General features: G+C 74.2%; 24 protein-coding genes. 8 read left to right on the top strand and 16 right to left on the bottom strand.

Features of this window, described 5'->3' with window-relative positions; genetic code table 11:
• Nucleotides 1–206: 206 nt before the first annotated feature.
• Together ACIBBD_RS05830 and ACIBBD_RS05825 are read right to left on the bottom strand one after the other, a co-directional pair.
• Nucleotides 207–1,781: an alkaline phosphatase D family protein gene (locus ACIBBD_RS05830; protein ID WP_399418032.1), complete on the bottom strand. Its 1,575-nt coding sequence runs from the start codon at nucleotides 1,779–1,781 to the stop codon at nucleotides 207–209.
• A gap of 658 nt (nucleotides 1,782–2,439) precedes the next feature.
• Nucleotides 2,440–3,270: an alpha/beta fold hydrolase gene (locus tag ACIBBD_RS05825; protein WP_399418031.1), complete on the bottom strand. Its 831-nt coding sequence runs from the start codon at nucleotides 3,268–3,270 to the stop codon at nucleotides 2,440–2,442.
• A 213-nt stretch (nucleotides 3,271–3,483) separates the two neighbouring features.
• On the opposite strand from ACIBBD_RS05825, the gene ACIBBD_RS05820 reads away from it, so the two are divergent.
• Both ACIBBD_RS05820 and ACIBBD_RS05815 read left to right on the top strand, forming a co-directional pair.
• On the top strand, nucleotides 3,484–4,365 hold the full coding sequence (locus tag ACIBBD_RS05820) for an RNA polymerase sigma-70 factor (RefSeq protein ID WP_399418030.1): 882 nt from the start codon (nucleotides 3,484–3,486) through the stop codon (nucleotides 4,363–4,365).
• Between the two features lie 239 nt (nucleotides 4,366–4,604).
• Nucleotides 4,605–5,369, top strand: a complete 765-nt coding sequence (locus tag ACIBBD_RS05815; protein WP_399418029.1) for a GntR family transcriptional regulator — start codon at nucleotides 4,605–4,607, stop codon at nucleotides 5,367–5,369.
• 218 nt (nucleotides 5,370–5,587) lie between these two features.
• Here the strand turns inward: ACIBBD_RS05815 and ACIBBD_RS05810 are convergent, their stop codons facing one another.
• The 3 genes from ACIBBD_RS05810 to ACIBBD_RS05800 all read right to left on the bottom strand — a co-directional run bounded on the left by ACIBBD_RS05810 (nucleotide 5,588) and on the right by ACIBBD_RS05800 (nucleotide 8,692).
• The gene (locus ACIBBD_RS05810; RefSeq protein ID WP_399418028.1) at nucleotides 5,588–6,760 is read right to left on the bottom strand and encodes an ROK family transcriptional regulator; all 1,173 of its coding nucleotides are present in this window, start codon (nucleotides 6,758–6,760) and stop codon (nucleotides 5,588–5,590) included.
• A 100-nt stretch (nucleotides 6,761–6,860) separates the two neighbouring features.
• A complete protein-coding gene (locus ACIBBD_RS05805; RefSeq protein ID WP_399418027.1) occupies nucleotides 6,861–7,523 on the bottom strand; it encodes a response regulator in 663 nt (220 codons plus the stop codon).
• A 14-nt stretch (nucleotides 7,524–7,537) separates the two neighbouring features.
• Nucleotides 7,538–8,692, bottom strand: a complete 1,155-nt coding sequence (locus tag ACIBBD_RS05800) for a sensor histidine kinase (protein ID WP_399418026.1) — start codon at nucleotides 8,690–8,692, stop codon at nucleotides 7,538–7,540.
• 107 nt (nucleotides 8,693–8,799) lie between these two features.
• Between ACIBBD_RS05800 and ACIBBD_RS05795 the strand changes: the two genes are divergently transcribed.
• From ACIBBD_RS05795 to ACIBBD_RS05785, 3 genes are all read left to right on the top strand, one after another.
• Nucleotides 8,800–9,720 (top strand): ATP-binding cassette domain-containing protein, encoded by a 921-nt coding sequence (locus ACIBBD_RS05795; RefSeq protein WP_399418025.1) that lies wholly within the window; start codon nucleotides 8,800–8,802, stop codon nucleotides 9,718–9,720.
• A gap of 2 nt (nucleotides 9,721–9,722) precedes the next feature.
• Nucleotides 9,723–10,445: an ABC transporter permease gene (locus ACIBBD_RS05790; protein WP_399418024.1), complete on the top strand. Its 723-nt coding sequence runs from the start codon at nucleotides 9,723–9,725 to the stop codon at nucleotides 10,443–10,445.
• Between the two features lie 107 nt (nucleotides 10,446–10,552).
• Nucleotides 10,553–10,996 (top strand): hypothetical protein, encoded by a 444-nt coding sequence (locus ACIBBD_RS05785; RefSeq protein WP_399418023.1) that lies wholly within the window; start codon nucleotides 10,553–10,555, stop codon nucleotides 10,994–10,996.
• Here the strand turns inward: ACIBBD_RS05785 and mug are convergent.
• From mug to ACIBBD_RS05745, 8 genes are all read right to left on the bottom strand, one after another.
• Entirely contained in the window at nucleotides 10,974–11,549 is a 576-nt protein-coding gene (mug, locus tag ACIBBD_RS05780) for a G/U mismatch-specific DNA glycosylase (protein WP_399418144.1), read from the bottom strand. The genes ACIBBD_RS05785 and mug overlap by 23 nt on opposite strands.
• On the bottom strand, nucleotides 11,546–12,988 hold the full coding sequence (gene purB / locus ACIBBD_RS05775) for an adenylosuccinate lyase (RefSeq protein WP_399418022.1): 1,443 nt from the start codon (nucleotides 12,986–12,988) through the stop codon (nucleotides 11,546–11,548). The genes mug and purB overlap by 4 nt, the downstream gene beginning before the upstream one ends.
• 217 nt (nucleotides 12,989–13,205) lie before the next feature.
• Nucleotides 13,206–13,994 (bottom strand): SGNH/GDSL hydrolase family protein, encoded by a 789-nt coding sequence (locus ACIBBD_RS05770; RefSeq protein ID WP_399418021.1) that lies wholly within the window; start codon nucleotides 13,992–13,994, stop codon nucleotides 13,206–13,208.
• A gap of 66 nt (nucleotides 13,995–14,060) precedes the next feature.
• Entirely contained in the window at nucleotides 14,061–15,074 is a 1,014-nt protein-coding gene (locus ACIBBD_RS05765; RefSeq protein ID WP_399418020.1) for a hemolysin family protein, read from the bottom strand.
• A complete protein-coding gene (locus ACIBBD_RS05760; RefSeq protein ID WP_399418019.1) occupies nucleotides 15,071–16,405 on the bottom strand; it encodes a hemolysin family protein in 1,335 nt (444 codons plus the stop codon). The genes ACIBBD_RS05765 and ACIBBD_RS05760 overlap by 4 nt, the downstream gene beginning before the upstream one ends.
• A gap of 178 nt (nucleotides 16,406–16,583) precedes the next feature.
• Nucleotides 16,584–17,045: a GNAT family N-acetyltransferase gene (locus ACIBBD_RS05755; protein ID WP_399418018.1), complete on the bottom strand. Its 462-nt coding sequence runs from the start codon at nucleotides 17,043–17,045 to the stop codon at nucleotides 16,584–16,586.
• A 290-nt stretch (nucleotides 17,046–17,335) separates the two neighbouring features.
• Complete coding sequence (locus ACIBBD_RS05750; protein ID WP_399418017.1) at nucleotides 17,336–19,903, bottom strand: FtsX-like permease family protein; 2,568 nt, start codon at nucleotides 19,901–19,903, stop codon at nucleotides 17,336–17,338.
• Nucleotides 19,904–19,907: 4 nt separating this feature from the next.
• Nucleotides 19,908–20,714 (bottom strand): ABC transporter ATP-binding protein, encoded by an 807-nt coding sequence (locus ACIBBD_RS05745; protein ID WP_399418016.1) that lies wholly within the window; start codon nucleotides 20,712–20,714, stop codon nucleotides 19,908–19,910.
• Between the two features lie 137 nt (nucleotides 20,715–20,851).
• Here ACIBBD_RS05745 and ACIBBD_RS05740 point away from each other — a divergent pair, with 137 nt between their 5' ends.
• Both ACIBBD_RS05740 and ACIBBD_RS05735 read left to right on the top strand, forming a co-directional pair.
• Complete coding sequence (locus tag ACIBBD_RS05740; RefSeq protein WP_399418015.1) at nucleotides 20,852–21,100, top strand: toxin-antitoxin system HicB family antitoxin; 249 nt, start codon at nucleotides 20,852–20,854, stop codon at nucleotides 21,098–21,100.
• 4 nt (nucleotides 21,101–21,104) lie between these two features.
• Nucleotides 21,105–21,479 carry a fic family toxin-antitoxin system, toxin component gene (locus ACIBBD_RS05735; protein ID WP_399418014.1) on the top strand — a complete coding sequence of 125 codons (375 nt, stop codon included), beginning with the start codon at nucleotides 21,105–21,107 and terminating at the stop codon, nucleotides 21,477–21,479.
• Nucleotides 21,480–21,513: 34 nt separating this feature from the next.
• On the opposite strand, the gene ACIBBD_RS05730 is transcribed toward ACIBBD_RS05735, so the two are convergent.
• Together ACIBBD_RS05730 and ACIBBD_RS05725 are read right to left on the bottom strand one after the other, a co-directional pair.
• Nucleotides 21,514–22,221: a class I SAM-dependent methyltransferase gene (locus tag ACIBBD_RS05730; RefSeq protein WP_399418013.1), complete on the bottom strand. Its 708-nt coding sequence runs from the start codon at nucleotides 22,219–22,221 to the stop codon at nucleotides 21,514–21,516.
• A 71-nt stretch (nucleotides 22,222–22,292) separates the two neighbouring features.
• Nucleotides 22,293–22,979 (bottom strand): esterase/lipase family protein, encoded by a 687-nt coding sequence (locus tag ACIBBD_RS05725; protein ID WP_399418012.1) that lies wholly within the window; start codon nucleotides 22,977–22,979, stop codon nucleotides 22,293–22,295.
• Between the two features lie 118 nt (nucleotides 22,980–23,097).
• On the opposite strand from ACIBBD_RS05725, the gene ACIBBD_RS05720 reads away from it, so the two are divergent.
• Nucleotides 23,098–25,365, top strand: coding sequence for a LuxR C-terminal-related transcriptional regulator (locus tag ACIBBD_RS05720; protein WP_399418143.1), 2,268 nt, complete (start codon nucleotides 23,098–23,100; stop codon nucleotides 25,363–25,365).
• Nucleotides 25,366–25,378: 13 nt separating this feature from the next.
• Here the strand turns inward: ACIBBD_RS05720 and bioD are convergent, their stop codons facing one another.
• The gene (gene bioD / locus ACIBBD_RS05715; protein ID WP_399418142.1) at nucleotides 25,379–26,128 is read right to left on the bottom strand and encodes a dethiobiotin synthase; all 750 of its coding nucleotides are present in this window, start codon (nucleotides 26,126–26,128) and stop codon (nucleotides 25,379–25,381) included.
• Nucleotides 26,129–26,130 lie beyond the last annotated feature (2 nt).

Here is a 26,130-nt window from a genome sequence, read left to right as displayed (position 1 = left end):
CGCGTCACATCAGACATGTCTCGAGTCATGCAGCCACTGTGAGGGAACGGTGTTGCGTGATCACGAACGCTGTGTGACTGATGAGTAAAGGATACATATGTCCATTTTTTACTTCTTGTACGGCTGGAGCCCGCCGGCCGCCCGGGACCGCGCCGCGCACCGGGGGATGACACCGATGCGCGGAGCGTCCTTCCAGGGTAAGGGAGTTACTGACCGACCCGGCCCGGCTGCAGCACCTTGGTGAACAGCACGGCGCCGTCCTGCTCGCGCAGACGGACCGTCAGTTCCCCGCTGTCGCCGTCGATGTCGACCTCGCCGAAGAACTGGAAGCCGCCCGCCGGGGAGACGTTGGACGCGGTGGGCGCCTTGACGAAGACACGGTCCGGGCCGAACGTGCCGTCGAGCGCGCTCGCCGGGAAGGCCCCCGCGTTGAGCGGCCCGGAGACGAACTCCCAGAAGGGCGCGAAGTCCTGGAAGGCAGCGCGCGACGGGTCGTAGTGCTGGGCCGAGGTGTGGTGGACGTCGGCCGTCAGCCACACGGTCCCGGTGATCCGCCGGTGCTTGACGAACCGCAGCAGCTCGGCGATCTGCAGCTCGCGGCCGAGCGGCGCGCCGGGGTCGCCCTGGGCGACCGCCTCGAAGTTCGGCCTGCCGTCGGTGCCGTCCGGCACGACCAGGCCGAGCGGCATGTCGGCGGCGATCACCTTCCACACCGCCCGGGAACGGGCCAGCCCGCGCTTGAGCCACTCCAGCTGCTCGCGGCCGAGGATGCCCTGCGGGCCGGTGGTCTGGTCGTCCGGCGAGTTCGCGTCCCGGTACGTGCGCATGTCCAGGACGAAGACGTCCAGCAGCGGGCCGTGGTGCTGCACCCGGTGGACCCGGCCGTCGGGACGGCGCAGGGTCGAGACCGGGAAGTACTCCGAGAACGCCTGCCGGGCGCGCGCGGCGAGCACGTCGACGCTCTTCTCGGTGTAGCGGGGGTCGGCGAGGATCTCGCCCGGGAACCAGTTGTTGGTGACCTCGTGGTCGTCCCACTGGACGATGGACGGCACCCGGGCGTTGAAGGCCCGCAGGTTCTCGTCCATCAGGTTGTAGCGGAAGTTGCCGCGGAACTCCGCCAGCGTCTCGGCGACCTTCGCCTTCTCCTCGGTCGTGATGTTGCGCCAGGTCCGCCCGTCGGGCAGGGCCACGGCCTCGGTGAGCGGGCCGTCGGCGTAGATGGTGTCACCGCTGCAGAGGAAGAAGTCCGGGTCGAGGGCGGCCATCGCGTCGTAGATCCGGTAGCCGCCGAGCTCCGGGTTGATACCCCAGCCCTGCCCGGCCAGGTCGCCGGACCACACGAACCGCACGCCGTCGCGCCGCCGCGCCGACACGGTCCGGAAGGTGCCGGTCACCGGTTCGCCCGTACGGCGCGGGTCGTCGGGGTCGGCGAGCAGCACCCGGTAGTGGATCTGCTCGCCGGCCGGCAGTCCGTGCAACCGGGTCGTGCCGGTGAAGTCGGTGCCCGCGCCGAGCAGCGGACCGTGGAAGCGGCGGGCGCCCCGGAACGACTCCGTGGCCGCCGTCTCGACGATCATCCGCGCCGGACGGTCGGACCGCACCCACACCAGCCCCGAGTGCGCGGTCACGTCCCCGGTCTGCACACCCCACCCCGCCGCGGGCCGCCCGGACAGAGCGAGGGCCGGCGCCGCGCCGACGGCGGCGGGCAGGGTCAGCGCCGCGGACGCGGCCAACGAGCCGCGCAGAACGCTGCGGCGCCCGGGGAACGGACGGTGTGACATTGAAGGGCCTCCTGGGACGCGAACCGGCCGGTGTGCACCGCCACACCTACTGGGGCGCCGCAGCGCCCACGGAAACCACAAGTGAACAACTGGGCGCGGGGGAGGGGAGGAGGGCGCGTGGGTGCGCGAGTGATCGGGCGCGAGGGCTGCGAGGGCTGCGAGGGCTGGGGGTGCCGCGGGTGCCGTGGGGGAGAGGGGGCCTCGGGGCGAGGGGTCTTTGGGGCGAGGGGCGGCGCGTACATCTGCCGGGGACGCGGCCGGGGGAGGCGGGCGGGGGTTCGGCCCGGGGATTCAGGTGGGCGAGAGGGGCGCGTGCGGAGAGCGCGCGCAGTCCCGTGCGGCGGTGCCGGTACGCGCGCGCGGCCCGCGGGTACGCGCGTGACCCGCCGGGGCCGGCCCGTGCGCGGACCACTCGGCGCCCCGGCCCCGCGACCGGCCCCCGGCAGGGCCGACGCGTCCGTGCGACCTGGAGCCGAGCGGCGGGACCGGTCGGCGACACCGACCGCCGGGGCCGGTGTCGGGGCCGGCGTGCGCAGTGCTGCGGGGCGGACGGGCCTGCGTCTGGGGCCTGTCGGTCCCGCCCTCGCGCCGGCGCCCGGGCCCGGTGCCGAGGGCTACGGCGTTTCGACGGCCCCGGGCGCCGAGCCCGCCGGGTCCTTCAGCGGCTGCCGTCCAGGATGACGCGGGCGACGAGGGCCGGGTCGTCGTTCATCGGGCAGTGGCCGCAGCCGGGGAGCCGTACCAGGCGGGCCCGGGGGATGATCTGCTTCGCTCGGACGCCCTGGCGGCGGACGAGCAGCCAGTCCCTGGTGCCCCAGGCCACGGTGACCGGGATGCCGGGCAGGTCGTCGGTGAACCGCACGGCCGCACCGGCCCGCAGGGTCTGGTCGAACCCGGTGGCCCGCGCCAGCGCGAGCGTCTCGGCGACCACCGCCTCCGGCGAACGGCGGCTCGGGCGGGCGTAGATGGTGCTGGTGAGGACCGTGCGCCCGGCCGCCGTACGCGACAGGCGCTCGACGAGGGGCAGCGGGAGCCGCTGGGAGATCCGTCGCATGGTCAGCAGGACACTGAAGGCGTACCGTCGCTCGGCATCCGACCAGAAGCCGGCCGGGGACAGGGCGGTGACCGACCGTACGTGCTTCTCGCGGCCCAGCTCCAGGGCGAGCAGGCCGCCGAGGGAGTTGCCCGCGACGTGGGGGCGTTCAAGCTCCAGAGCCTCGCAGAGGGCGCCGAACACCGAGGTCGTGGTGGGCAGGTCGTAGGCGAGCCCGTCGGGCAGGGCCGGGGACGCGCCGAACCCGGGCAGGTCCACGGCGATCACGTCCCGCTCGGTGGCGAGGATGTCCACCACGGGGTCCCAGGCCTGCCGGTGGTGCCCGATGCCGTGCAGCAGGAGCAGCGGCTCGCCGCGCCCCACGCGCGCGTAGGAGACGGTGACGGGCTGCGGGCCACGGGGAGAGGGGACCGTGAAGGAGACGGTGGCGGACATGAGGCTCCTCGGCGGGACGGGCTGAAGGACTGACGAAGTGAAGGAGTGACGCGGTGAGGGACTGGTGGGGTGAGGATCCGCAGGGCTGACGGAGTGGAGCACCGGTGGGCCGGCGGATCCGCGTAGACAGCTTGTCAGCAATTGCTACCCACGGGTAGCCCCCGGTCGCGCGCCGTCTGGACACCGGCAGACGCCTCGGATGGGATGGACACCGTGACCGCAGACACCGTGACCGACGTCTTCGAAGAGCACCGCCCCCTCCTCCTGGGCGTCGCCTACCGCATGCTCGGCCGGGTCGCCGACGCGGAGGACGTGGTCCAGGACGCCTGGCTGCGCTGGTCGGCCGCCGACCGGACCGACGTGCGCGAACCGCGCGCCTACCTGGTCCGCGTCACCACGCGCCTCGCGCTCGACCGCCTCGGCCGCGTCAAGGCCCGCAACGAGGCGTACATCGGTCCCTGGCTGCCCGAGCCGTACGTCACCGACTTCGGCGACACCGTCCAGGACACCGCCGAGCGGGCCGTGCTCGCCGACTCCGTCTCCCTCGCCGTCCTCGTCGTCCTGGAGTCGCTGTCCCCGCTGGAACGCGCGGTGTTCGTGCTGCGGGAGGCCTTCGGCTACCCGTACGCCGAGATCGGCGCCGTCCTCGACCGGACCGAATCCGCGGTGCGCCAACTGGCCGGCCGGGCCCGCCGGCACGTGGAGGAGCGGCGGCCCCGCTACGAGGTGGACCCCGTCCAGCGCCGCGAGCTCACCGAGCGGTTCCTCGCCGCCGCCGTGGACGGCGACCTGGAGGGGCTGATGGCGCTGCTCGCGCCGGACGCGCGTCTCGTCGGCGACAGCGGCGGCAAGGCGAGGGCGCCGCTGCGGGTGGTGGAGAGCGCCGACCACGTCGGCCGGTTCCTCGTCGGCGCGGCCCGCAAGGGCATCCCCGACCCCTCCTTCCGCTTCCTGGAGATCAATGGGGCCCCCGCCCTGCTGGTCCTGTCCGGGGACAAGCCGGACGCCGTGTTCCAGATCGACGTCGTCGAGGGCCGCATCCAGGCCGTCTACGTCATCCGCAACCCCGACAAGCTGCGCGGGCTGGCCGTCTGACAGCGCATCGGCGCCCCGGCCCCGTCCCGGCGACGGGGCATTGCCGCCACGTCAAGGGACGGCCCCGTACGAACGCCTCGTGAACGCTGTTCGGCGGGGCGCCCGCGGGCTTCCGGAGGGATGCAGGATTGGTCTTGACCAAGGATGGGGGCCGCCCTATGGTCGCAGACAAGTGCAACAACCTTTAATAAACAAGGGCGCGAAAAAGCCGCCGTACCACGGCGATTGCGGAGGACAGGGTGGGGACCACGCAACTGGAACCGGTACCGGAACCGAAGTACTGGCATCTCAAAACCGTGCTCAGCGAGGCACTCGACTCGGAGTTCACGGTCGGTGAGATCCTGCCGAACGAGCGTGAGCTCGCCGCCCGCTTCGGCGTCGCGCGCGCGACGCTCCGGCAGGCGCTCGAGCAGCTCGAGCTGGAGGGCCGGCTGCAGCGCCGACGCGGCGTCGGCACCACGGTCGCGCCGCCCCGCGTGGGCGTCGACGTGGGAACCGAACGGCAGGCCTGGCCCGGCGCGGCTGGTGACACGTGGCAACCCGTCGACTGCACGGTCGCGGCCCCGCCGGCGGGCGTCGCCGACGCCCTGTGCGCCGACCGGGACCGGCCCGTGCACATCGTGCGCCGCTCACGGGTGTCCCACGGCCAGCCCGTCGCCGCCGAACTCCTCTACGTGCCGCAGTCCTCGGTACCCGAGCTCACCGCCATCGACGCCCCGTCAGGGCCGGCACGCGCGCGTGCGGTGCTGCGCGAGCTGCAGCGCCTGGGGCTGGAGGGCCAGGACCGTGCCGTGGAGCTCGGCTCGGCCCGTGCGGACGACGCGAAGGAACTCGACCGGCTCCCGGGCGCCCCGGTCCTCGTCGTCACCACGCGCTTCTTCACGGAGGGCCGCCGTACCGCGGCGCTCTCCGTCGCCACCTACCGTGCCGACACCTGCCGGCTGACGTTCGGCGCGTCCGGCGGCGTGGAGATCCACCACGGCCCGCAACGGCGCGCGTCCTGAGACCGGAACGGCAGGCGCCCTGAAGCGGAGAGGGCAGACGTCCTGACGCTGGTACGACCGGTGCCCTGGCGCTGGTACGGCAGGCGTCCCGACGACCGGCGCCCTCCTCCGGCCCGTACGGCAGACCCCCTGAACGGTCTGCACCGGGCCATCGGGCCACCGGGCGCACCGGCGCGCACCCGGCCGCGCCCCGGAACTCCTCCGGGGCGCGGCACGTCTCACGGACGACCCGCCGCGGGGCGGCCCGTCACCGTCCCCTCCACCGCGAAGAGCTCCGCCTCCACATGGTCGAGCGCGAGCCGCAGCGCCCCCGTCGCCACGGCCGCCTCGCCCAGCAGCGACAGGGCCACCCTCGGCGGCCGCAGACAGTACCGCGCCAACTCCCGCCGCAGCGGCTCCAGTACGCCGTCCAGTCCGGCCGCCCAGCCGCCGACCACGACCAGCTCGGGGTCGAGCGCCAGGACCAGCGCGGCCACGTCGTGGACCAGCCGCTGGATGAAGCGGTCCACGGCCGCCCGGGCCCGCTGGTCGCCCTCGCGGGCCCGCGCGAACACCGCGGCGACCGCCTGCTCGTCCAGCGGGTGCAGCGGCTCGTCCGTCGTGGACAGCAGCGTCTCCGGGGTCACCTCCCGCCCCAGCAGGTGCAGCGCGCCGATCTCACCGGCCGCCCCGCCGTACCCCCGGTGCAGCCGCCCCCCGATCAGCGCACCGGCACCCGGACTCAAGCCCGCCAGCACGAACACCACGTCGTCGGACTCGGTGGCGGAGCCCTTCCAGTGCTCCGCCACGGCCGCCGCGTTGGCGTCGTTCTCGACCAGCACCGGGCACTTGAAGGAGCGGCTCAGCCGCTCGCCCAGCCGCAGTCCCGTCCACTGGGGCAGCGCGGTGCCCAGCCGTATCGTCCCGTCGGCCTCCACGATCCCGGGCGTGCCGACGCCGACCGCGCGCAGCGAACTGCGGGGGACGCCCGCCCGGCGCAGCAGCTCGGCGACCGCGGTGCGCAGCCGCTCCAGCCGCTCGTCGGCGGGGACCTTCTCGTCGACCTCCTTGGCCTGGGCGCCCAGCACCCGCCCGTCCAGGTCGGCCAGGAGCGCGGCCACCCGGTGCGCCCCGATCTCCAGACCCAGCAGATGACCGGCCTCCGCGCGGAACCGGAACCGGCGCGCCGGCCGCCCCTGCCGCCGGGCGGCGCCCTCCTCGGCCGCCTTCTCGACGACGAGACCCGCGCCGATCAGATCCTCGACGACCCCCTCGACCGTCGGCCGGGACAGCCCCGTCACCCGGGTGATCTCCGTCAGCGTCGCGCAGTCGGCGGCACGCAGCGCGTGCAGCACCACCGCGGAGTTGATCCTTCGCAGCAGCGAGGGATCCCCGCCGGTCAGCCGCCCCAACGTCCGTCCTCCCAGCTCGTGCGCGTGTTGGGCGGATCGTACTCGGCGCGGCGGACCCCGGCGAGTGCCTCCCGCGCACCGGGGGGCGCGGAGCGCGGGCTCAGCCCGTCCCGACGAACCCCGACTCGTACGCCGTGATCACCGCCTGTGTGCGGTCCCGGGCCCCGAGCTTCGCCAGGACCGCGCTCACGTGCGACTTGACCGTCTCCGCCCCGACGACCAGCCGCGCGGCGATCTCCGCGTTGGACAGCCCGCGGGCCATCAGCCGCAGCACCTCGGACTCCCGCTCGGTCAGCCGGGCCCGCTTCAGCACGTCCCTGGCCGCCCGGTCGCCGCGCCCGTCGCCGTGCTCGGCGGCGAGCTGCCGCACCGAGGCCGGGAACAGCAGCGACTCGCCCTCGGCGACCAGCCGCACCGCGTGTACGATCTCGCTCGGCCGGGCCCGCTTCAGCAGGAACCCGTCGGCCCCGGCCCGCAGCGCCTCGTACACGTACTCGTCGTTCTCGAAGGTCGTCACCACGAGGATCTTCGGCGGCTCCGGCACCGTCCGCAGCACCGCGCGGGTGGCCTCGATGCCGTCCATCAGCGGCATGCGTACGTCCATGGCCACCACGTCGGGCCGCAGCCGCCGCACCAGGGGGATCACCGCCGCCCCGTCGGCCGCTTCCCCGACCACCTCGATGTCGGACTGCGCCTCCAGCACGGCCCGCAGACCCGCGCGGACCAGGGGCTCGTCGTCGACGAGGAGTACGGTGACCGGCATCCGGCCAGCGTAGATCAGCGCAGCGGCAACTCCGCCCGCACCTGCCAGTCACCCTGGTGCGGACCGGTGTACGCGTGGCCGCCGAGGAGGGCCGCGCGCTCGCGTATCCCGCGCAGTCCGCTGCCCCGGCCCGGCCCGGGTACGTCGGCGGTGAGCGGGTTGCGGACCTCGAGGGCGAGGGTGTCGCCGGCGACGTCGATGCGGACCCGGACCGGGACGGCCCCGGCATGCCGCAGCACGTTGGTCAGCGACTCCTGGAGGATGCGGTAGCCCTCGCGGGAGACCGGACCGGGCACGCCGGCCACGGGCCCGGTCAGCTCGGCGTCGACCTTCGCCCCGGAGGCACGGGCGGACTCCAGCAGACGGTCGGCGTGCGTGAGCGTCGGCCGACTGCCGACCGGCCGCTCCGACTCGCGCAGGACGCCGAGGACCCGCTCCAGGTCCTCCAGGGCCGCCCTGCCCGTCTCCTCGATCGCGTCCAGGGCACGATCGGTGAACGCGGGATCCCCCGCCGCCCGTGCGGCGCCCGCCTGGACGACGGCGACGGTCAGCGCGTGACCGATCGAGTCGTGCAGCTCCCGGGCGATGCGGTTGCGCTCCAGGAGCTGCTCGGTGCGCTCCTCCAGGGCGGCGAGCCGCTCGGCGGCGGACGGGCCGAGAAGCCGCCGGGCGACGGCCGTGGCCAACTCGCCCAGGCCGACGACGAGTCCATACAGCGCGAGGAGGGGAAGCGGTACGAGCAGGGCCGACCACCCCTGCGGTGCCGTCTCGGCGAGGCCGGGAATGTCGTCGTCCACGCGACCGAGGGCGGTCTCGGCCAGCTCGAACGCGAGGACCGGCAGCCAGACGCAGCCGACCGCGGCCACCGCGCCCAGGATCATGCGCACTTCGAGCCACAGCACCGTACGCAGCCGGTCCCGCCAGGCCGTGGCCGGGGCCAGGGAGAACCCCGGATCCCGCTCGCCGGGCGTCAGCAGCAGCTGCGCCTGCACGCCCTCGCCCCTGCGCACGGCCGGGATCAGCCCGACCGGCAGCACCACGAGCAGGGGCACCCACGGGCGCGTCGGGTCGATGAACATCCAGACGCTCACGACCAGCAGCGGCACCCACAGGTGCAGCAGCCGTGTGTACGTCGTCCCCCGCAGCAGCGGGCGCAGGAAGCGGCCCATGCGGACATCGTGGCAGGCGCCACCGACAACGGTCCTCCCCCGACCGGGGGAGACGGACCCCTCCGGCGGGGGAGGACCCCCTCCCGGCCGGCGGCCAGGGTGGTGCCATGACCAGCATCGACATCCACCACCTCACCAAGGAGTACGGCACCCGGCGGGCCGTGGACCACCTCACCTTCCGCGTTCTCCCCGGCCGCGTCACCGGCTTCCTCGGCCCGAACGGCGCCGGCAAGTCGACCACCATGCGCCTCGTCCTCGGCCTCGACCGGCCGACGTCGGGAACCGCCACGATCGGTGGCCGTCCCTACGCCACGCTGTCCGACCCGCTGCGCCACGTCGGCGCCCTGCTCGACGCGCAGGCCCCGCACGGCTCGCGCACCGGCCGCGACCATCTGCGCGCCCTCGCCGTGAGCAACCGCCTGTCCCTGCGCCGGGTCGACGACGTGCTGGAGGAGACCGGGCTGGCCCCCGCCGCGCGCCGCCGGGTGAAGGCGTACTCCCTGGGCATGCGCCAGCGGCTGGGCATCGCGGCGGCGCTGCTCGGCGACCCCGGGGTGGTGCTGCTCGACGAGCCGTCCAACGGCCTGGACCCCGAAGGCATCGTCTGGATCCGCGCGTTGCTGCGCCGGCTCGCCGCCCAGGGACGCACGGTGCTGGTCTCCAGCCACCTCATGAACGAGACCGCCTCCTTCGCCGACCACCTCGTCGTCCTCGGCCGGGGCCGCCTGCTGGCCGACACCCCGATGCGGGACTTCATCGACGCGCGCGTACGGCCCCGCGTCCGGATCCGCACCACCGATCCCACCGCGCTCTCGACGGCCCTCGCCCGCCACGGCCACACCGCCGTCGCACACGAGGACGGGCACTGGACCGTGGACCACGCGCGCGTGGACGACATCGGCCGCCTCGCGTCCGAGGCCGGTGTCCCGCTGCTCGAACTGACCGCCGAGGAGGGCACGCTGGAGCAGGCCTACCTCGATCTGACCGCCGCGGAGACCGAGTTCACGGCCCAGCCGCAGGAGGCCTGACCATGGCGTTCCAGCCCGCTCTCCACGCCGAGTGGATCAAGATCCGTACGCTGCGGTCGCAGGTCGGCGGCCTCGCCGCGATCCTGCTCGCCACCGTCGGCTTCTCCGCGCTCGCCGCCGCCGACCCGGAAGGCGGCGACGCCGACCCGCTGTTCTCCGTCTTCTTCGGCGTCACCTTCGGCCAGATCGCGGCGATCGCGTTCGGGACGACGGCCGTGGCGGCCGAGTTCCAGGGCGGCGCGCTGCGCGTGTCCCTGGCCGCGGTGCCGCGCCGGGGCCGCTGGTTCGCCGCCAAGGTGACGGCGATCGCGCTGCCCGTCCTGGCCACCGGCCTGACCACGGGCTTCGTGACCCTGGCGGTGGGCGGCGCGGCGCTCGGGGAGAAGGCCGGCGGATTCACCACGGCCGACGGCGTACGGGCCGCCGTCGGCTGCGGGATCCACCTCACGCTGATGGCCCTGCTCGCCGCCGGCGTGACGGCCGTCCTGCGCAGCGCAGTGGCCGCGGTCGGCCTCCTCGTCCCGTTCCTGCTGATCGTGTCCTTCGTGATCGGCGACCTGTCCGGCAGCCTCGCCGACTTCCTGCCCGACAGGGCCGGTCAGGTCGTGCTCCACGGACGGTGGGACGGCGCCCTGGGGCCGTGGACCGGCCTCGCGGTGACCGCCCTGTGGACCGCGGCGGCGCTCGCGGCGGGGGCCTGGCGGGTGCGGCGCAGGGACGCCTGACCGGCGGGTACGCTGACGCCCCGCCAACTGACTGCCGTGGCGGCCTCACTGATTGCCCGTGGCCGCAGCCTCACTGATTGTCAGTGGCGGCCGCTTTACTGGATCCCATGGACATCGCGCGCTGTCTCGCCACCATCGACCTGCTGTGCACCCGGGACTTCCCCGCGGAGCACGGCAGGACGGACGTGGGCACCGGAGGACCCGGTTATCTCGTCGCCGAGTTACGGACCAGCCGCGACTTCTGGGACGACGACGGGACGGAGCGGGAGGCGACGGAGGAGCAGTACGAGGCCGAGCGGGACGGGCTGACGGAGCGGCTGACCGACCGCTGGGGCCCACCGCACCGCATCAGCCTGGCGAGCACGCTGGAGCGCTGCATGGACGGCGAGGACATACCCGAGCCCTGGGCCTCCCTCAGCGCCCACGTGCCCGACGTCCACCTGTGGCGGTCACCGGACACCGCGCGCTGGATGGCGCTCGGAGTCTCCCAGTGGGACAAGGAACTGCCGTTCCAGCTCCTCGCCGTCGTCACCGAAACGGATCCTCCGTAGCGGGCGGAGGCGTCTGCGCCGCGGCCCGCAGCCGCGCGAACTCCTCCGCCATCGTCGCCGCCGTCCAATGGGCGTTCAGCCCACTGGGATTCGGCAGCACCCACACCCGGGTGTCCCCGATGACCCGCTCCTGCGGACCCACCCGCGCGGTGCGGTCGTCGAACGCGACCCGATAGGCGGTGACACCCACCACCGCCAGCCAGCGCGGCTCCAGCCGGAGCACCTTCTCGGCCAGCAGGCGCCCGCCCTCGCGGTACTCCTCCGCCGTCAGCTCGTCGGCCCGGGCGGTCGCCCGCGCGACCACGTTCGTGATGCCGAGCCCGTACGCCAACAGCTCCTGCTGCTCCGCCGGCTTCATCAGCCTCGGCGTGAAACCGGACAGGTGCAGCACCGGCCAGAAGCGGTTGCCGGGGCGGGCGAAGTGGTGGCCGGTCGCCGCCGTCATCAATCCCGGGTTGATACCGCAGAACAGCACGCGCAGGCCGCCCGCGACCACGTCCGGGACGAGACGGTCGCGGGCGGCCTCCAGTTCCGCCTGGGTGAAGCGGGTCAGAGGATCGCTCCCGGGGCGTAGCCGGCGGCCTCCGGGCGCTGCTTCACGATCTCCTCGATCCGGCCGACGACGGTGGCCACCTGGTCGGCGGCGGCACCGGTGAAGGAGAGCTTGTCGGCCATCAGCGCGTCGAGCTGCGCCCGGTCCAGCGGGATGCGCTCGTCGGCGGCGAGCTTGTCCAGCAGCTCGTTGCGCTCGGCGCCCCGCTCGCGCATCGCGAGGGCGGAGGCCACCGCGTTCTCCTTGATCGCCTCGTGCGCGACCTCGCGGCCCACGCCCGCGCGCACCGCTCCCATCAGCACCTTGGTGGTGGCGAGGAACGGCAGGTAGCGGTCCAGCTCACGCGAGACGACCGCGGGGAAGGCGCCGAACTCGTCGAGCACGGTCAGGAACGTCTCCAGCAGGCCGTCCAGCGCGAAGAACGCGTCGGGGAGGGCGACCCGGCGCACCACCGAGCAGGACACGTCGCCCTCGTTCCACTGGTCACCCGCCAGCTCGCCGGTCATCGACGCGTAGCCGCGCAGGATGACCATGAGGCCGTTGACGCGCTCGCAGGAGCGGGTGTTCATCTTGTGCGGCATCGCCGAGGAGCCGACCTGGCCCGGCTTGAAGCCCTCGGTGACCAGCTCGTGCCCGGCCATCAGCCGGATCGTCTTCGCCAGCGACGACGGGGCCGCCGCCAGCTGCACCAGCGCGGTGACGACCTCGTAGTCCAGCGAGCGCGGGTAGACCTGGCCGACCGAGGTGAAGGCCTGGGAGAAGCCGAGGTGGTCGGCGATCCGCTGCTCCAGGCCGGCCAGCTTCGCCGCGTCCCCGCCGAGCAGGTCGAGCATGTCCTGTGCGGTGCCGACCGGGCCCTTGATGCCGCGCAGCGGGTAGCGGCCGAGCAGCTCCTCGACCCGGCCGTACGCCACGAGCAGCTCGTCGGCGGCGGTCGCGAAACGCTTGCCGAGGGTGGTGGCCTGGGCGGCCACGTTGTGGGAGCGGCCGGCCATGACCAGTTCGCCGTACTCGCCGGCCAGCTTGCCCAGACGGGCCAGGACGGCCACCGTACGGTCGCGCATCAGCTCCAGGGAGAGACGGATCTGGAGCTGCTCGACATTCTCCGTGAGGTCGCGGGAGGTCATGCCCTTGTGCACGTGCTCGTGCCCGGCGAGGTCGTTGAACTCCTCGATCCGCGCCTTCACGTCGTGCCGCGTGACCTTCTCGCGCTCGGCGATCGAGGCCAGGTCGACCTGGTCGAGGACGCGCTCGTAGTCGGCGATCGCCGTGTCCGGCACCTCGATCCCGAGGTCCTTCTGCGCGCGCAGCACGGCGAGCCAGAGCTGACGCTCCAGCTTCACCTTCTGCTCGGGCGACCAGAGCGTGGCGAGCTCGGCGGAGGCGTAGCGTCCGGCGAGGACGTTCGGGATGCGGGGCTTGGCGGGAGCGGAAGTCACGTGTACGGATTCTACTGGCGCTTCGTGCAGGCCAGCGCCACGGGGCTGTTCGGCGGAACCTACGAGACCTGTGTCACCACCCGGTTTCGGCGACCCCGGCCGGGGCGTCCGCGCCGGCCCGGCGGCGGCGCGAAGCGGCAGGCCAGGGTCTCACCCCGCGGGCCGCGGCACCGGCGCGGCCGCTCCACCCGGTGCATCCCGCGTGGCCGTCGCGCGCCTACTCCGCGGGCAGCTGGTACGGCAGCAGCTCGGGCCGCTTCGGGGGCAGACCGTCGCCGGACGAGCGGCCGGTCAGCCGGCGTGCGATCCACGGCAGCAGGTGCTGCCGGGCGAACCGGGCGTCCGCCACGCGCCGGGCCAGCCAGCCGGGCGGCAGGGTCGCCGGCATCGGTGTGTGCCACTCGGTGTCCTCGGGGTCGTACCCCAGGCCCTGCCAGACCGCCTCGGCGACCCGGCGGTGCCCCTCGGCCGTCAGGTGCAGCCGGTCCACGTCCCACAGCCGCGGGTCGCCGAGGGAAGGCGCGCCGTACAGGTCGACGACCAGCGCGCCGTGCCGGGCGGCGAGGTCGTCGACGCAGGCGAACAGCTCCTCCATGCGCGGCCGGAACCGCTCCAGGACCGGGCCCTGGCGGCCGGGGCTGCGCATCAGCACCAGCTGCTTGCAGGACGGGGCGAGCCGCTCCACCGCCTCGGTGAGCAGACCCCGCACGCGGCCCATGTCGCACTTGGGGCGCAGCGTGTCGTTGAGGCCGCCGACCAGGGTGATCACATCGGCGCCCATGGCGGCCGCCACCGGCACCTGCTCCTCGACGATCTGGCCGATGAGTTTGCCCCGCACCGCGAGGTTGGCGTACCGGAAGCCGGGCGTGTGGGCGGCCATCCGGCCCGCCAGGAGGTCCGCCCAGCCCCGGTAGGTGCCGTCGGGCAGCAGGTCCGACATGCCCTCGGTGAAGGAGTCGCCGACCGCGACCAGGCTGGAGTACGGGGGTGTGGTGTTCGTCTGCATGGCGTCAGCGATGGTAACCCGTTCACATACCCGCCGGTCGGTCGACCTCCACACCCCCGCCCGCGGTCAGGCCCGCTGGCCGAACAGCTCCCGCAGCACGTCCTCCATGGTCACCAGCCCCGCGAGCCGCCCGTCGGCGCCGAGCACGGCCGCCAGGTGCGTACGGCTGCCGCGCATGGCCGTGAGGACGTCGTCCAGGGGCGTCGTCTCCCGCACGCGCGCGATGGGCCGCAGGTCCCGCAGCCGGAACGGCACGTCCCGCGGGGAGGCGTCCAGCGCGTCCTTCACATGCAGGTAGCCCACGATCCGGCGCCCCTCGTCGACCACGGGGAAACGGGAGAACCCGGACTCGCCCGCGAGCCGCTCCAGCTCGTCCGGCGTCACGCCCACGCGCGCGTAGACGACACGCTCCAGCGGCAGCACGACGTCCCGCACCGGGCGGCGGCCCAGCTCCAGCGCGTCGTGCAGCCGCTCCTGGGCCCGGTCGTCGAGGAGACCCGCCTCCCCGGCGTCCTTGACGATCTGCGCCAGCTCCGCGTCCGAGAAGGTGGCCGTGACCTCGTTCTTCGTCTGGATCCGCAGCAGCTTCAGCAGACCGTTCGCGAAGGCGTTGATGGCGAAGATCACCGGGCGCAGCGCCCGGGAGAGCGTGACCAGCGGCGGTCCGAGCAGCAGCGCGCTGCGCACCGGCTCGGCGAGTGCCACGTTCTTCGGCACCATCTCACCCAGCAGCATGTGCAGATAGGTCGCCAGGGTCAGCGCGATCACGAAGGAGACCGCGTGACCCGCGCCCTCGGGCACGCCGATCGCGTGGAACACCGGCTCCAGCAGATGGGCGATCGCCGGTTCCGCCACCACACCGAGGACCAGGGTGCACAGCGTGATGCCGAGCTGCGCGGCCGCCATCAGCGCGGACACGTGCTCCAGGCCCCACAGCACGCTCTTGGCGCGCCGGTCGCCCCGCTCGGCGTACGGCTCGATCTGGGAGCGGCGTACGGAGATCAGCGCGAACTCCGCTCCGACGAAGAAGGCGTTGACGACCAGGGTCGCCAGGCCGATCAGCAACTGGACGGCGGTCACCGGCCGACCTCCTGTTCCGACGGGGTGGTCAGCGGGGCGTGCAGCAGCACCCGGGCGGCCCTGCGGCCGGACGCGTCGACCACGTCCATGCGCCAGCCGGCCACTTCGACGCTGTCACCGACGGCCGGGATGCGGCCCAGTTCGGTGGCGACGAGGCCGGCGAGCGTCTCGTACGGACCCTCCGGGGTGTGCAGGCCCACCCGCGCGAGCTGGTCGGTGCGGGCGGCACCGTCGGCCGAGTACAGGACGCGGCCGTCGTCGCCCGTGCCGGCCGGGGCGAGGTCGGGTGTCTCGTGCGGGTCGTGCTCGTCGCGGACCTCGCCGACGACCTCCTCGACGATGTCCTCCAGGGTCGCCACGCCCGCCGTGCCGCCGTACTCGTCGATGACCACGGCCATCGTCCGCTTCCCGGACAGCCGGTCCAGGAGGCGGTCCACGGTCAGGGACTCGGGCACCAGCAGCGGCTCGCGCATGATCTCGGCGACGGACACGCGCGTGCGGCGCTGTGCCGGGACCGCCAGGACGTCCTTGATGTGGGCGGTGCCGACCACCGTGTCCAGGCCGCCCTGGTAGACGGGGAAGCGGGAGAGGCCGGTCGCCCGGGTCGCGTTCGCCACGTCCTCGCAGGTCGCCTGGGCCTCCAGGGCGATGACCTGGACCCGCGGGGTCATCACGTTCTCCGCGGTCAGGTCGGCCAGGTTCAGCGTGCGCACGAACAGCTCGGCGGTGTCCGCCTCCAGTGCGCCCTGCTTGGCGGAGTGCCGGGCCAGCGCCGCCAGTTCCTGGGGGCTGCGGGCGGAGGCCAGCTCCTCGGCGGGCTCCAGGCCGAACCGGCGCACGACACGGTTCGCGGTGTTGTTCAGGTGGGTGATGAAGGGACGGAAGGCGGCGCTGAACCAGCGCTGCGCGTTGCCCACCCGCTTGGCCACGGCCAGCGGGGCGGAGATCGCCCAGTTCTTCGGCACCAGCTCGCCGACCACCATCAGGAACACGGTCGACAGGGCGGTGCCCAGCACCAGCGCGACCGAGCTCGCCGCGGTCTCCGACAGACCGATCGACTCCAGCGGGCCGGAGATCAGCTTGGCGATCGAGGGCTCGGCGAGCATGCCCACCACCAGGTTGGTGACGGTGATGCCGAGCTGGGCGCCGGAGAGCTGGAAGGTGAGGTTGCGGACGGCCTTGAGGGCGCCGGCCGCACCCGTCTCGCCGCGCTCCGCGGCCCGCTCCAGCTCCCTGCGCTCCACGGTCGTCAGCGAGAACTCGGCCGCGACGAAGGCGCCGCACGCGAGCGACAGCAGGATCGCCACCAGCAGCAGGAGGACTTCCGTCATCGTGTCACCTCCGTCCCATCGTCGGACAGGGCGGGGAGGATCGCGCGATGTGGGGTACTGGGAGGCTCGCCCATGGGCGGACGCTCACACCTTTCATGAACCGGTAGGAGGACCGTACTGTCCGCACGGTCCTCCAAGAGTAAAGGGTCGGCAAAACGGATGGCGTGGTCGGCGGGGCTCAGCCGGTGAGCGGCTTCACCCAGCGCCGCCAGTGCTCTTCCGGCGTGTACCCCGCCGCGCGCCACGCATGGTGGGCCGTCTCGTTGCGTGTCAGCACCATCGCGTCCCCGCGCCGCCCGCCCAGCCGGACGAACCGCTCCTCCGCCGCGGTCAGCAGCGCCGAACCGATCCCCTGGCGGCGGCGCCCCGGATGCACGGCCAGCCGGTACAGATGGCAGCGCCACCCGTCGAAGCCCGCGATCACCGTGCCGACCAGCTCCCCCTCCCCTCCCGGCTCTCGGCCGTGCTGGAGCGGGGGGACCTCCATGGCCAGGATCAGCGCCTCGGGGTCGCGGGTGATCAGCCGCTCCACGCCGTCCCGGTCGTCGCTGATGCTCGTGCCCTCGGCGGAGGTCTTCCAGAAGGCCAGCACGGTGTCGAGGTCGTCGGGCGTCGCGGCCCGTATCCGCAGATCAGACATGCGGGTGATCACACCACGGGCGGCGGGCGCGGACGGGTGATTCCAGCATCCGGACCGACGCGCCACACCTGGGCACGCCACAGCCTGGACCGCCCCACCCCGGGCGCGCCCCAGCCGGGCGCCCCCCCGGGCACGGCTACCGGCCCTTCCGCTCCGCCGGCACCGGCGCGACGTCGCGCTCCCGCGCGGGCTCCCCGGCAGCACGCCACCCGCCCGTCGCGCTCGTCGGCCGTGGTCGGCGTCGGCCCGGCCGGGCTCTGCGCCGACGGCCGCGCGACGCCGCGATGCCGTCACTCGTGCGCGATGGCCGCCAGCACGTTCATGCGGGAGGCGCGCAACGCCGGGAGGAGGGCCGCCACGACACCGACCACCGCCGAGCCGACGACGACCGCGACGATCGTGCCCCACGGGATCGCCAGCGCCTTCATGCCCTGCAGGGCCAGCACCTGCTGCGTGCACACGCCCCACACCAGGCCCAGCACGAGCCCCAGGACCGCGCCGAACACCGCGATCACCACCGACTCGAGCCGGATCATCCGGCGCAACTGCCGGCGCGCCAGCCCGATCGCCCGCAGCAGCCCGATCTCCCGGGTCCGCTCCACCACCGACAGGGCGAGGGTGTTGACCACGCCGAGCACCGCGATGACGATCGCGAGCCCCAGCAGCGCGTACACCAGGTACAGCAGCACGGCGATCTGGTCGTGCACCAGCTCCTTGTAGTCGGCCTGGTCGCGCACCTGCACCTGCGGATACGGCTCGAGCGCCCGCTCCAGCCGGGGCCGCAGGTCGTCGGCGTTCGTCCCGGGCCCGGCGTTGACGTACAGCACGGAGTCCTGCCCGCCGGGCACGTACTCCTCGACCGTCGCGAGGCCGAGGAACAGGCCGCCCCGCATGCCCGGCCCCTCGGCGGCGTCCTGGTCGGTGAGCGCGCCCACCCTCAGCGGGACGGTCCGGCCACCGGGGAACCCCACCGGGAGAGCGCTGCCGATCCGCACGCCGTGGTCCCGCGCGAAGTCCACGTCCATGCCGAGCGCGCCGTCGGCCAGCGCGGCCGCCGTGTCGCCCTGCGCGTACGTCACGTGGGCGACCGCGTCGACCTGGTCGTCGTACCCGCCGGCCGTCGTCTCGACCCGCTCGCCGTCCGGCAGCCGTACGGCGACCGGCGCGAACCGCTGCCGTACGACGACCCCCACGCCGTCGGTGGCGCGGACCCGGTCGGTGACCTCCTGGGAGAACGGGGTGAAGTTGGTGTTCTGGATGACGAAGTCGGCGCCGAGGGTCTTGTCGATCTGCTGGTCGAAGGACTCCGACATCGAGGCGCTCGCCACCGACATGCCGCCCACCAGGGCGATGCCCACCATGAGCGCGGCGGCGGTGGCGCCGGTGCGGCGCGGGTTGCGCAGGGCGTTGCGCTGGCTCATCCGGCCGACCGAGCCGAACAGCGCCGGGAAGGCCGCGCCGAGCACCCGGATCACCGGACGCACCAGCAGCGGTCCCGCGACGACGGTGGCGACGAGCGTGAGGACGACACCGACCCCCAGCAGGGAGGCCGCGGACGCCGTCTCCGACGCGCTCACGCAGCCGGCGAGCGCGGCCGCCCCGAGGGCGCCGACGACGGCTCCCACCGCCGCCCGCACCTTCAGCGGCCGTCCCACCCCGGCGACGTCCGCGTCCGCGAGGGCCGCCATGGGCGACACGGTCGCCGCGCGGCGGGCCGGAAGGTAGGCGGCCACGAAGGTCACGCCGACGCCGACGACGTACGCCGCCACCGGAGTGGTCCAGCCGACGGCCATCTCCGTGGTCTTCAGGTTCATGCCGAACGCGCTCATCAGCCGGATCAGCCCGGCCGCCAGAGCGATGCCGGCGGCGAGACCCAGCGTGGAGCCGACCAGGCCCAGCAGCACCGCCTCGGTGAGCACCGAGCGCCGTACCTGGCGGCGGTCCGCGCCGAGGGCACGCAACAGGCCCAGCTCACGGGTGCGCTGGGCGATCAGCATCGAGAAGGTGTTGACGATCAGGAACACGCCCACCAGCACGGCGATCCCGGCGAAGCCCAGCATGACGTACTTGATCACGTCGAGGAACCCGCCCAGGCTCTCCGCCGCCGACTTCGCCTGCTCGTCGGCCGTCCTCACGTCGTAGGGCGCGGAGCCGATCACGTCGGCGACGCGGCGCTTGAGTTCGGCGTCGGTCACCCCCTCCGCCGCGTCGACGGAGATGCTCGTGGCCCGGTCCGCCGAGCCCAGCAGCCGCGTGGCGGCGACCTGCGGGTCGAGGAAGACCAGTGCCGCGCCGGGGTTGGTGGTCCTGAAGGTGGCGATGCCGACGATCTCGACCTCGAAGGAGCCCGGCTGGGCCATCACCGTCAGGGCGTCGCCGATCTCCACGTCCTTCTTGTCGGCGGTGTCGGCGTCGAGCAGGGCCTCACCGGCGCCGCGCGGGGCGCGGCCCGAGGTCAGCTCCACCGGGCTGCGGTCGGTGACATGCCAGTCGGCGGCGATGGTGGGCGCGCCGGTGGTCGGGCCGACGGACTCGTTCTCGCTGTTCACGACGGTGATGTTCTCGACGCCCACGTCGGCGTGGGCCGAGGCGGCCCCGTCGACGCGGGCCACCCGCTCGGCGAGGGCGGCCGGTACGGTGCTGACCGCGCCGGTGGGCACGTAGGCGTCCAGGTCCTCCTTCGGTTCGACCGTCACGTCGGCCGACGTGGACGCGAAGAGGCGGTCGAAGGTGCGCGTCACCGTGTCGGAGAAGATCAGACTGCCCGCGACGAACGCCACCGAGAGCACCACCGCCAGGGCCGACAGCAGCAGCCGGCCCTTGTGGGCGAGGAAGCTCCGCAGCGTCGCCCTCAGCACCGGCTCAGCCCCCCTCCGCGGCGTCGCCGACCTGGGCGCGGATCACGTCGAAGCGCTTCATGCGGTTCAGCACCGACTCCGCCGTCGGCTGTTCCATCTCGTCCACGATCCGCCCGTCCGCGAGGAAGAGCACCAGGTCGGAGTGGGCGGCGGCGCCCGGGTCGTGGGTGACCATGACCACGGTCTGGCCCAGGCCGTCCACGGCCTCGCGCAGGAAACCGAGGACCTCCAGGCCGGCCCGCGAGTCCAGGTTGCCGGTCGGTTCGTCCGCGAAGATCAGCTCCGGGCGCGAGGCGAGCGCCCGGGCGCAGGCCACACGCTGCTGCTGGCCGCCGGAGAGTTGCGACGGCCGGTGCCTGAGGCGGTCCCGCAGCCCGAGCGTGTCGATCACCCGGTCCAGCCACTCCCGGTCGGGCTTCTGGCCCGCGATGTCCATCGGCAGGCTGATGTTCTCGGCCGCGTTCAGCGTCGGGATCAGGTTGAACGACTGGAACATGAACCCGATCCGGTCGCGGCGCAGCCGGGTCAGCTCCCGGTCCTTCAGCCCCGTGATCTCGGTGTCGCCGAGCCACACCTGTCCGGCCGAGACGGTGTCGAGCCCTGCCAGGCAGTGCATCAGCGTGGACTTCCCGGACCCCGAGGGCCCCATGACCGCGGTGAAGCGTCCGCGCAGGATGTCCACGTCCACCGAGTCCAGGGCGAGCACGGTGGTCTCGCCCGAGCCGTACGCCTTGGTCAGCCCGCGGGCGCGGGCCGCCACGTCGTCGGCGGGGGCCAGGCCGGGGGCGTGCTGCGGAGCAGGTGTGGACACGGTGTCTCCTCGCTCGCGGGGGCGTGCCGGACGTGCCTGTCCGGCCGAGGGTAATGTGACCGGGCACACACCCGGTAATACTTTTCGGCACGGGACCGCCCTTGCCGGTGCTAGCGCCTCGGCGCTAGCGTCGAGGTATGGCGAAGACCCAGCTGAACGTGCGCGTCGACGAGGGCACGGCCCGCGCCGCCCGCGAGCGCGCCACCGCGCGCGGCATGAGCGTCAACCGCTACATCGAAGAGCTGGTCAGACAGGACACGGGGGAGGCGGGCCACACCTTCGTGGAGGCCGCCGCCGACTTCATGAAGCAGTACGAGACCGTCTTCGCCGAGGAGTTCGGCCCGGCCCGCGAGGGCACACGCCCCACGCGCGAAGGTCGCCGCTGAACCCTTGAACAACCTCAGTATCGACCTCGCCTGGCTCCTGATGCTCGCCGAACAGAAGACGCCGGGAGACCCCCAGGTCACCGACTGGGGGGCCCTGGTGGCCGCCGTGGCGCGCCATCAGGCCGAGATCTTCGACGTCCCTGTCTACGACAGCCCGCACGCCCGGGCGGCGTCACTGCTCCAGCTCCTCCTGCACGTCCCCGCGCTGGAGCGCTCGAACGCCCTCTTCGCCTGCTCCGTCGCGTACGCCTACCTCGTGGCCAGCGGGGCGAAGGTCGTCACCTCACCGGAGCAGGTCCGCGACCTGGCCCGGCTGGTCAAGAGCGGCGAGGCGTCGGTCCACGACATCGCGGAGGAACTGCGCCAGTGGAGCCTGTGAGACCCGTGGCGCGGACCAGGGGCCGGTGCGAGGCTCAGGTCTCGTCGTCGGCCGGCCGCCAGGCCGTCCCCAGCACGCAGTACGACACCGGCAGCCGCGGCCCCTTCTCCGGCAGCACCAGCCGCCGGTAGGGGCCGAGCCGGAACCCGGCCTCGCGCAGCGCCGCGACCGGGTCGCGGGACAGATGGCAGCCGCCGGCGAGGCGCGGCCACACCGTCCGGTCCAGCGCCCGCTGGGTGAAGGCCATCGCCGGACCGCCCCCCACCCCGTGCTCCAGGAACCGCAGCTCGCCGCCGGGCCGCAGCACCCGCCGCAGCTCGGCGAGGGCCCGCGGCACGTCGCGCACACTGCACAGCACCAGCGAGCACACCGCCGCGTCGAAGGCCTCGCTCTTGACCGGCAGCGCCTCCGCCGCGCCCGGGACGACGTCGACGGGCACCTCGGCTCGCAGGGCCGACTGCCGCGCCAGCCTGCGCATCACCCGCTCCGGCTCGATCGCGACCACCTCCGAGACCGTCCCCGGGTAGTGCGTGAAGTTCAGCCCGTTGCCCGCGCCGAGCTCGACGACCCGGCCGGAGAGCCCGGCGAGCAGCCGGACGCGCAGGCCGGCCACCCCGGCACGGGTCTCCGCGGCCACACTGAGCCGGGCGTAGCAACGGGCGAACAGCGGGTGGTGGACGGGATCACCGCGCACCTGGCCGGCGCCGGTCGGGCTGAGGCGAAGGACACGACCCCGTGGCATGGCGACCTCCCGGGCAGGACGGGCCTACCGGGATTCTCCCCCGCGCGGGCCCGCCGCACCCCCCTCGGTCCTCACCGGACGAAGTCGCGCACCTGTTCGTAGATCCCGGGGTCGTTGTTCATGTCGGTGTGCGATACGCAGCCGACACCCACGTTCGTGGCCCCGCTCAGCAGCGCCGAGGAGTCCGGGTTGATCGCCTCGTCGCAGTTCGACCAGTAGCTCGCGTACGTGACGCCGCCCGGTGTCTCGTCACCGGAGTTGAGCGCGGTGAGGAACGCGCTGCCCGTCTGCATCTCGGTGCACGAGGGGTACAGCCACCCGCACAGCGAGGCGACGGACGTGCCGTGGTTGGTGCCGGCGACCGAGACGAAGTCGTCCACGTACGCCGTCCCGCCCAGGTTCTTGAGGTAGTAGCGGGAGCTGAGCGCGCCCATGGAGTGCACCACGAGGTCCACCTTGCTCGCCCCGGTGCGCGCGAGCACGTTCTGGATCTCGGTGGCCAGCTGCCGGGCGGTGGTGGCGTTCGACTGGGACCAGCTGTACGACCACGCGTCCAGCTCGGCGGCGGTGTAGCCGTCCGCCCGGAAGTTCGCGACCCAGTCGGTCCAGCTGCTCGACGAACTGCTGATGCCGTGGACGAAGACGACCGGGTCGTGCGTCGCCGCGTGGGCCGGGGGAGCGGAGAGGGAGAGTGACAGAAGGAGCGATGCGGCAACGGCCGAGAGGGCCGCGGCGATGCGACGCGTGGGGCGCTGCATGAGGCCTCCTGAAACGGGTGGGGTGAACAGGAGTGTCCGGTGGGGTCTACGCGCGCCGCATCGGTGAAATCGCCGGTCTTTACGGTTCAAGTAACCGATCGGTAACGTCACTTGTGTGGTGACTCCGGTGAACCCCCCACCCCTCGACCGCACTTCGCCACCGCCGCTCCCGGACCCGTGGCAGCGCCCGCCCTCCGCGCTCCCCGAACGCGTCCGCATCCGGGTGCTGCGCCAGGTGTACGGCGATCCGCGGGCGGCCGCCGAACTCGCGGCGCGGCTGACCGAACGTCAGGCGGCCGGCCTCGACCCGCTGCCCGCCGAACCGGCGCGACTGGCACCCGCGTTGCTCGCCGCCCGCCGCCGCGCCGTACGGGCGCTGCCGGACGACACACGGCTGCTGCTCCTGCTCGCCGCGGCCGACCAGTACCCGGTCGCCACCCACGCCTTCCCGCGGGCCGTCGCCGCCGCCCGCCTCGACATCCGGCCGCTGGAGGCCGCCGAGGCCGCCGGCCTGGCCCACGCCACCACCGACGGCGTCGGCTTCGTCGACCCGTGGACCCGGATCGCCGCCTACGAGGCGGCAGGCCCGGCCGACCGGCGCGACGTCCACCGGTTGCTCGCCCGCGTCCTGCACGGGGCGGGCGAGGGTCCCCGGCGGTCCTGGCACCGGGGAGCGGGCGCCCTCGGCCCCAGCGGCCGGCTCGCGGCGGAGCTGACGACGGCCGCCGCACAGGCCCGCGACGCCGGGGACCCGGCCCTCGCCGCCGCCCTCGCCGAGCGCGCCGCGGCCCTCGCCCCGGGCCCGCGCGAACAGGCCCGCCTCCTCGCCGAGGCCGCCACCGACGCCTGGAACTCCGGCGACGGCAACCGAGCCCGCCTCCTCGCCGCCCGCACCCCGGCCGAGGCCACGGACGGCCTCCTCGCCCTGCGGACGGGCCACGCGGGGGAGGCGTTCGACACCCTGCTGCAGGGCGCCGTACGGGTCGCGGGCACGGCGAACGGACCGGCGGGGACGGCCGAGGGGACGAGGCAGGCGGGGACGGCCGAGGCGAACGGACCCGTGGGGACGGCCGAGGCGAACGCCCGCCACCTCCTCGCCCGCGCCGCCGAGGCCGCCGTCTACACGGGCGACCTGCGCCGCTGCCGCGAGGCCGTCCGCGCCGCCCGACGGCTCGGCATCGCACCGCCGGGCGTGCTCGCCGGACTCGCGGCGGCTGTCGACGGGCGGTACGAGGACGCGCGGAACCTGCTGGAAGCGACCGCCGGCCGCTGCGGGCCGGGCGGCGACCCCACCCTCCTCGTCCACGCGGCCATGGCCGCCCTGATGCTCGGCGACCACACCCGCGCCACCACCGCCACCGTCCGGGCGGCCGCCGCCGCCCGCACCCGGGGCATCACCCCCGTCGTGTCCCAGGCCATGGAGTTCCGCGCCTACGCCGACTTCTGGACCGGCCGCACCCGTGCCGCCGAGGCCGCCGCCCTCGACGCCCTGCGCCAGGCGTACGCCACCGGACAGGACAACGGCGCCTGCCATCTGCAGGCCGCGCTCGCCATGTTCGCGGCGCTCACCGGCGACGCCGACCTGTGCCGCGAACGGGCCGCCGCCGCCCGCTCCCACGCCCTCGCCCACGGGCTGGGCCTGCCCGCCGCGCTGGCCCAGTGGGCGCTCGCCTTCCTCGACCTCGGTCACGGCCGCCACGACGCCGCCGCGGCCCGGCTGCGCGCCCTCGCCGGGTTCGGCCCCGGCCACGGTCACCGGGCCGTCCGCCACCTCGCCACCCCGCACTACGTCGAGGCCGCCGTCCGCACGGACGACACCCGGGCGGCGCGCGCCGCCCACGCCGACTACGACCGCTGGGCCCGCGCCGTCGGCAGCCCCGACGACCTGGCCCTCAGCGCCCGCTGCCGGGCCCTGCTCACCCCGGGTGCCGACGCCGTCGACCACTACCGCACCGCACTGGACCTGCATGCCCAGGGCACCCGCGCCTTCGAACGGGCCCACACGGAACTGCTGTTCGGCGGTGCCCTGCGCCGACTGCGCCGCCGCACGGAGGCCCGGGAGCGACTGCACGGCGCGCTGGAGGCGTTCGAGGCCTTCGGCGCACCGCACTGCGCCGACCGCGCCCGCACGGAACTGCGCGCCCTCGGCGCCCCCGCCGCCGGCCGGCGCGCGCCCGAGAGCCGCACGGCCCACCTGACCGCCCAGCAACTGCGCGTCGCCCGCATGGCGGCCGAGGGCGCCACCAACCGCGAGATCGCCGCCCGCCTCGCCCTCAGCCCCCGCACCATCGACCACCACCTGCGAGGCGTCTTCACCCGCCTGGGCATCCGCTCCCGCATCGAACTGGTCCGGCTGCTCGAGGAAGGGGAGGGGGACGGCGGTTAGGGCCTTCCGGCGGTCAGGAGTCCGGTACCGCGCTCTGGCGGAACGCTCGGGGCGCGGTCCTCGCCCGGAACGCCTCCGCCTCCCACCTGCCGTCCAGCCGCGGTGCCAGCCAGCCCGGCGCCTGCGCACGGAAGTCGGCCGGCGCGAGCGATCCGGCACCGTCGGGCAGCGCCCCCAGCAGCGGGGCGCCGGCGACGTCCGGCAGGTCGGTGACGTTGCACCGCATCGCCAGATCGGGGGAGCCGGGCCAGCTGCCGATGACCACCCCGAGCAACTCCACGCTCCGCGAGCGCAGTTCCCGGGCCGTCAGCTCCGTGGTGTTCAGCGTGCCCAGGCCCGCCGAGGCCACCACCAGCACCGGTGCCCGCAGCAGCTCCGCCGCGTCGGCCAGCGTCCCGCCCGCCTCGTCGAAGCGGACCAGCAGCCCGCCCGCGCCCTCGACGAGGACCAGGTCGTGCTCGGCGGCCAGCTTGGCGGCGGCCTCGGCGACCTCACGCGGGCGCACCGGTTCCCGGCCGGCCCGCCGGGCCGCCGTCGCGGGCGCCAGCGGGTCGGGGAAGCGGGCGACCTCCGCCGGCGTGACCGCACCCGCCAGCCGCGCGACCTCCTCGGCGTCCCCGCGCTCGTCCGGCCCGACGCCGGTCTGGGCGGCCTTCAGTACGGCCACCGAGCGGCCGGCCCCGAGCGCCGACGCGGCGAGCGCCGCGGTCGTGACGGTCTTGCCGACCTCCGTGCCCGTTCCCGTGATCACCAGGATCGGCATGC

The organism is Streptomyces sp. NPDC051315 (genome assembly GCF_044455165.1).
Lineage (GTDB): Bacteria > Actinomycetota > Actinomycetes > Streptomycetales > Streptomycetaceae > Streptomyces.
This window is presented reverse-complemented; position numbering and strand designations above follow the sequence as displayed.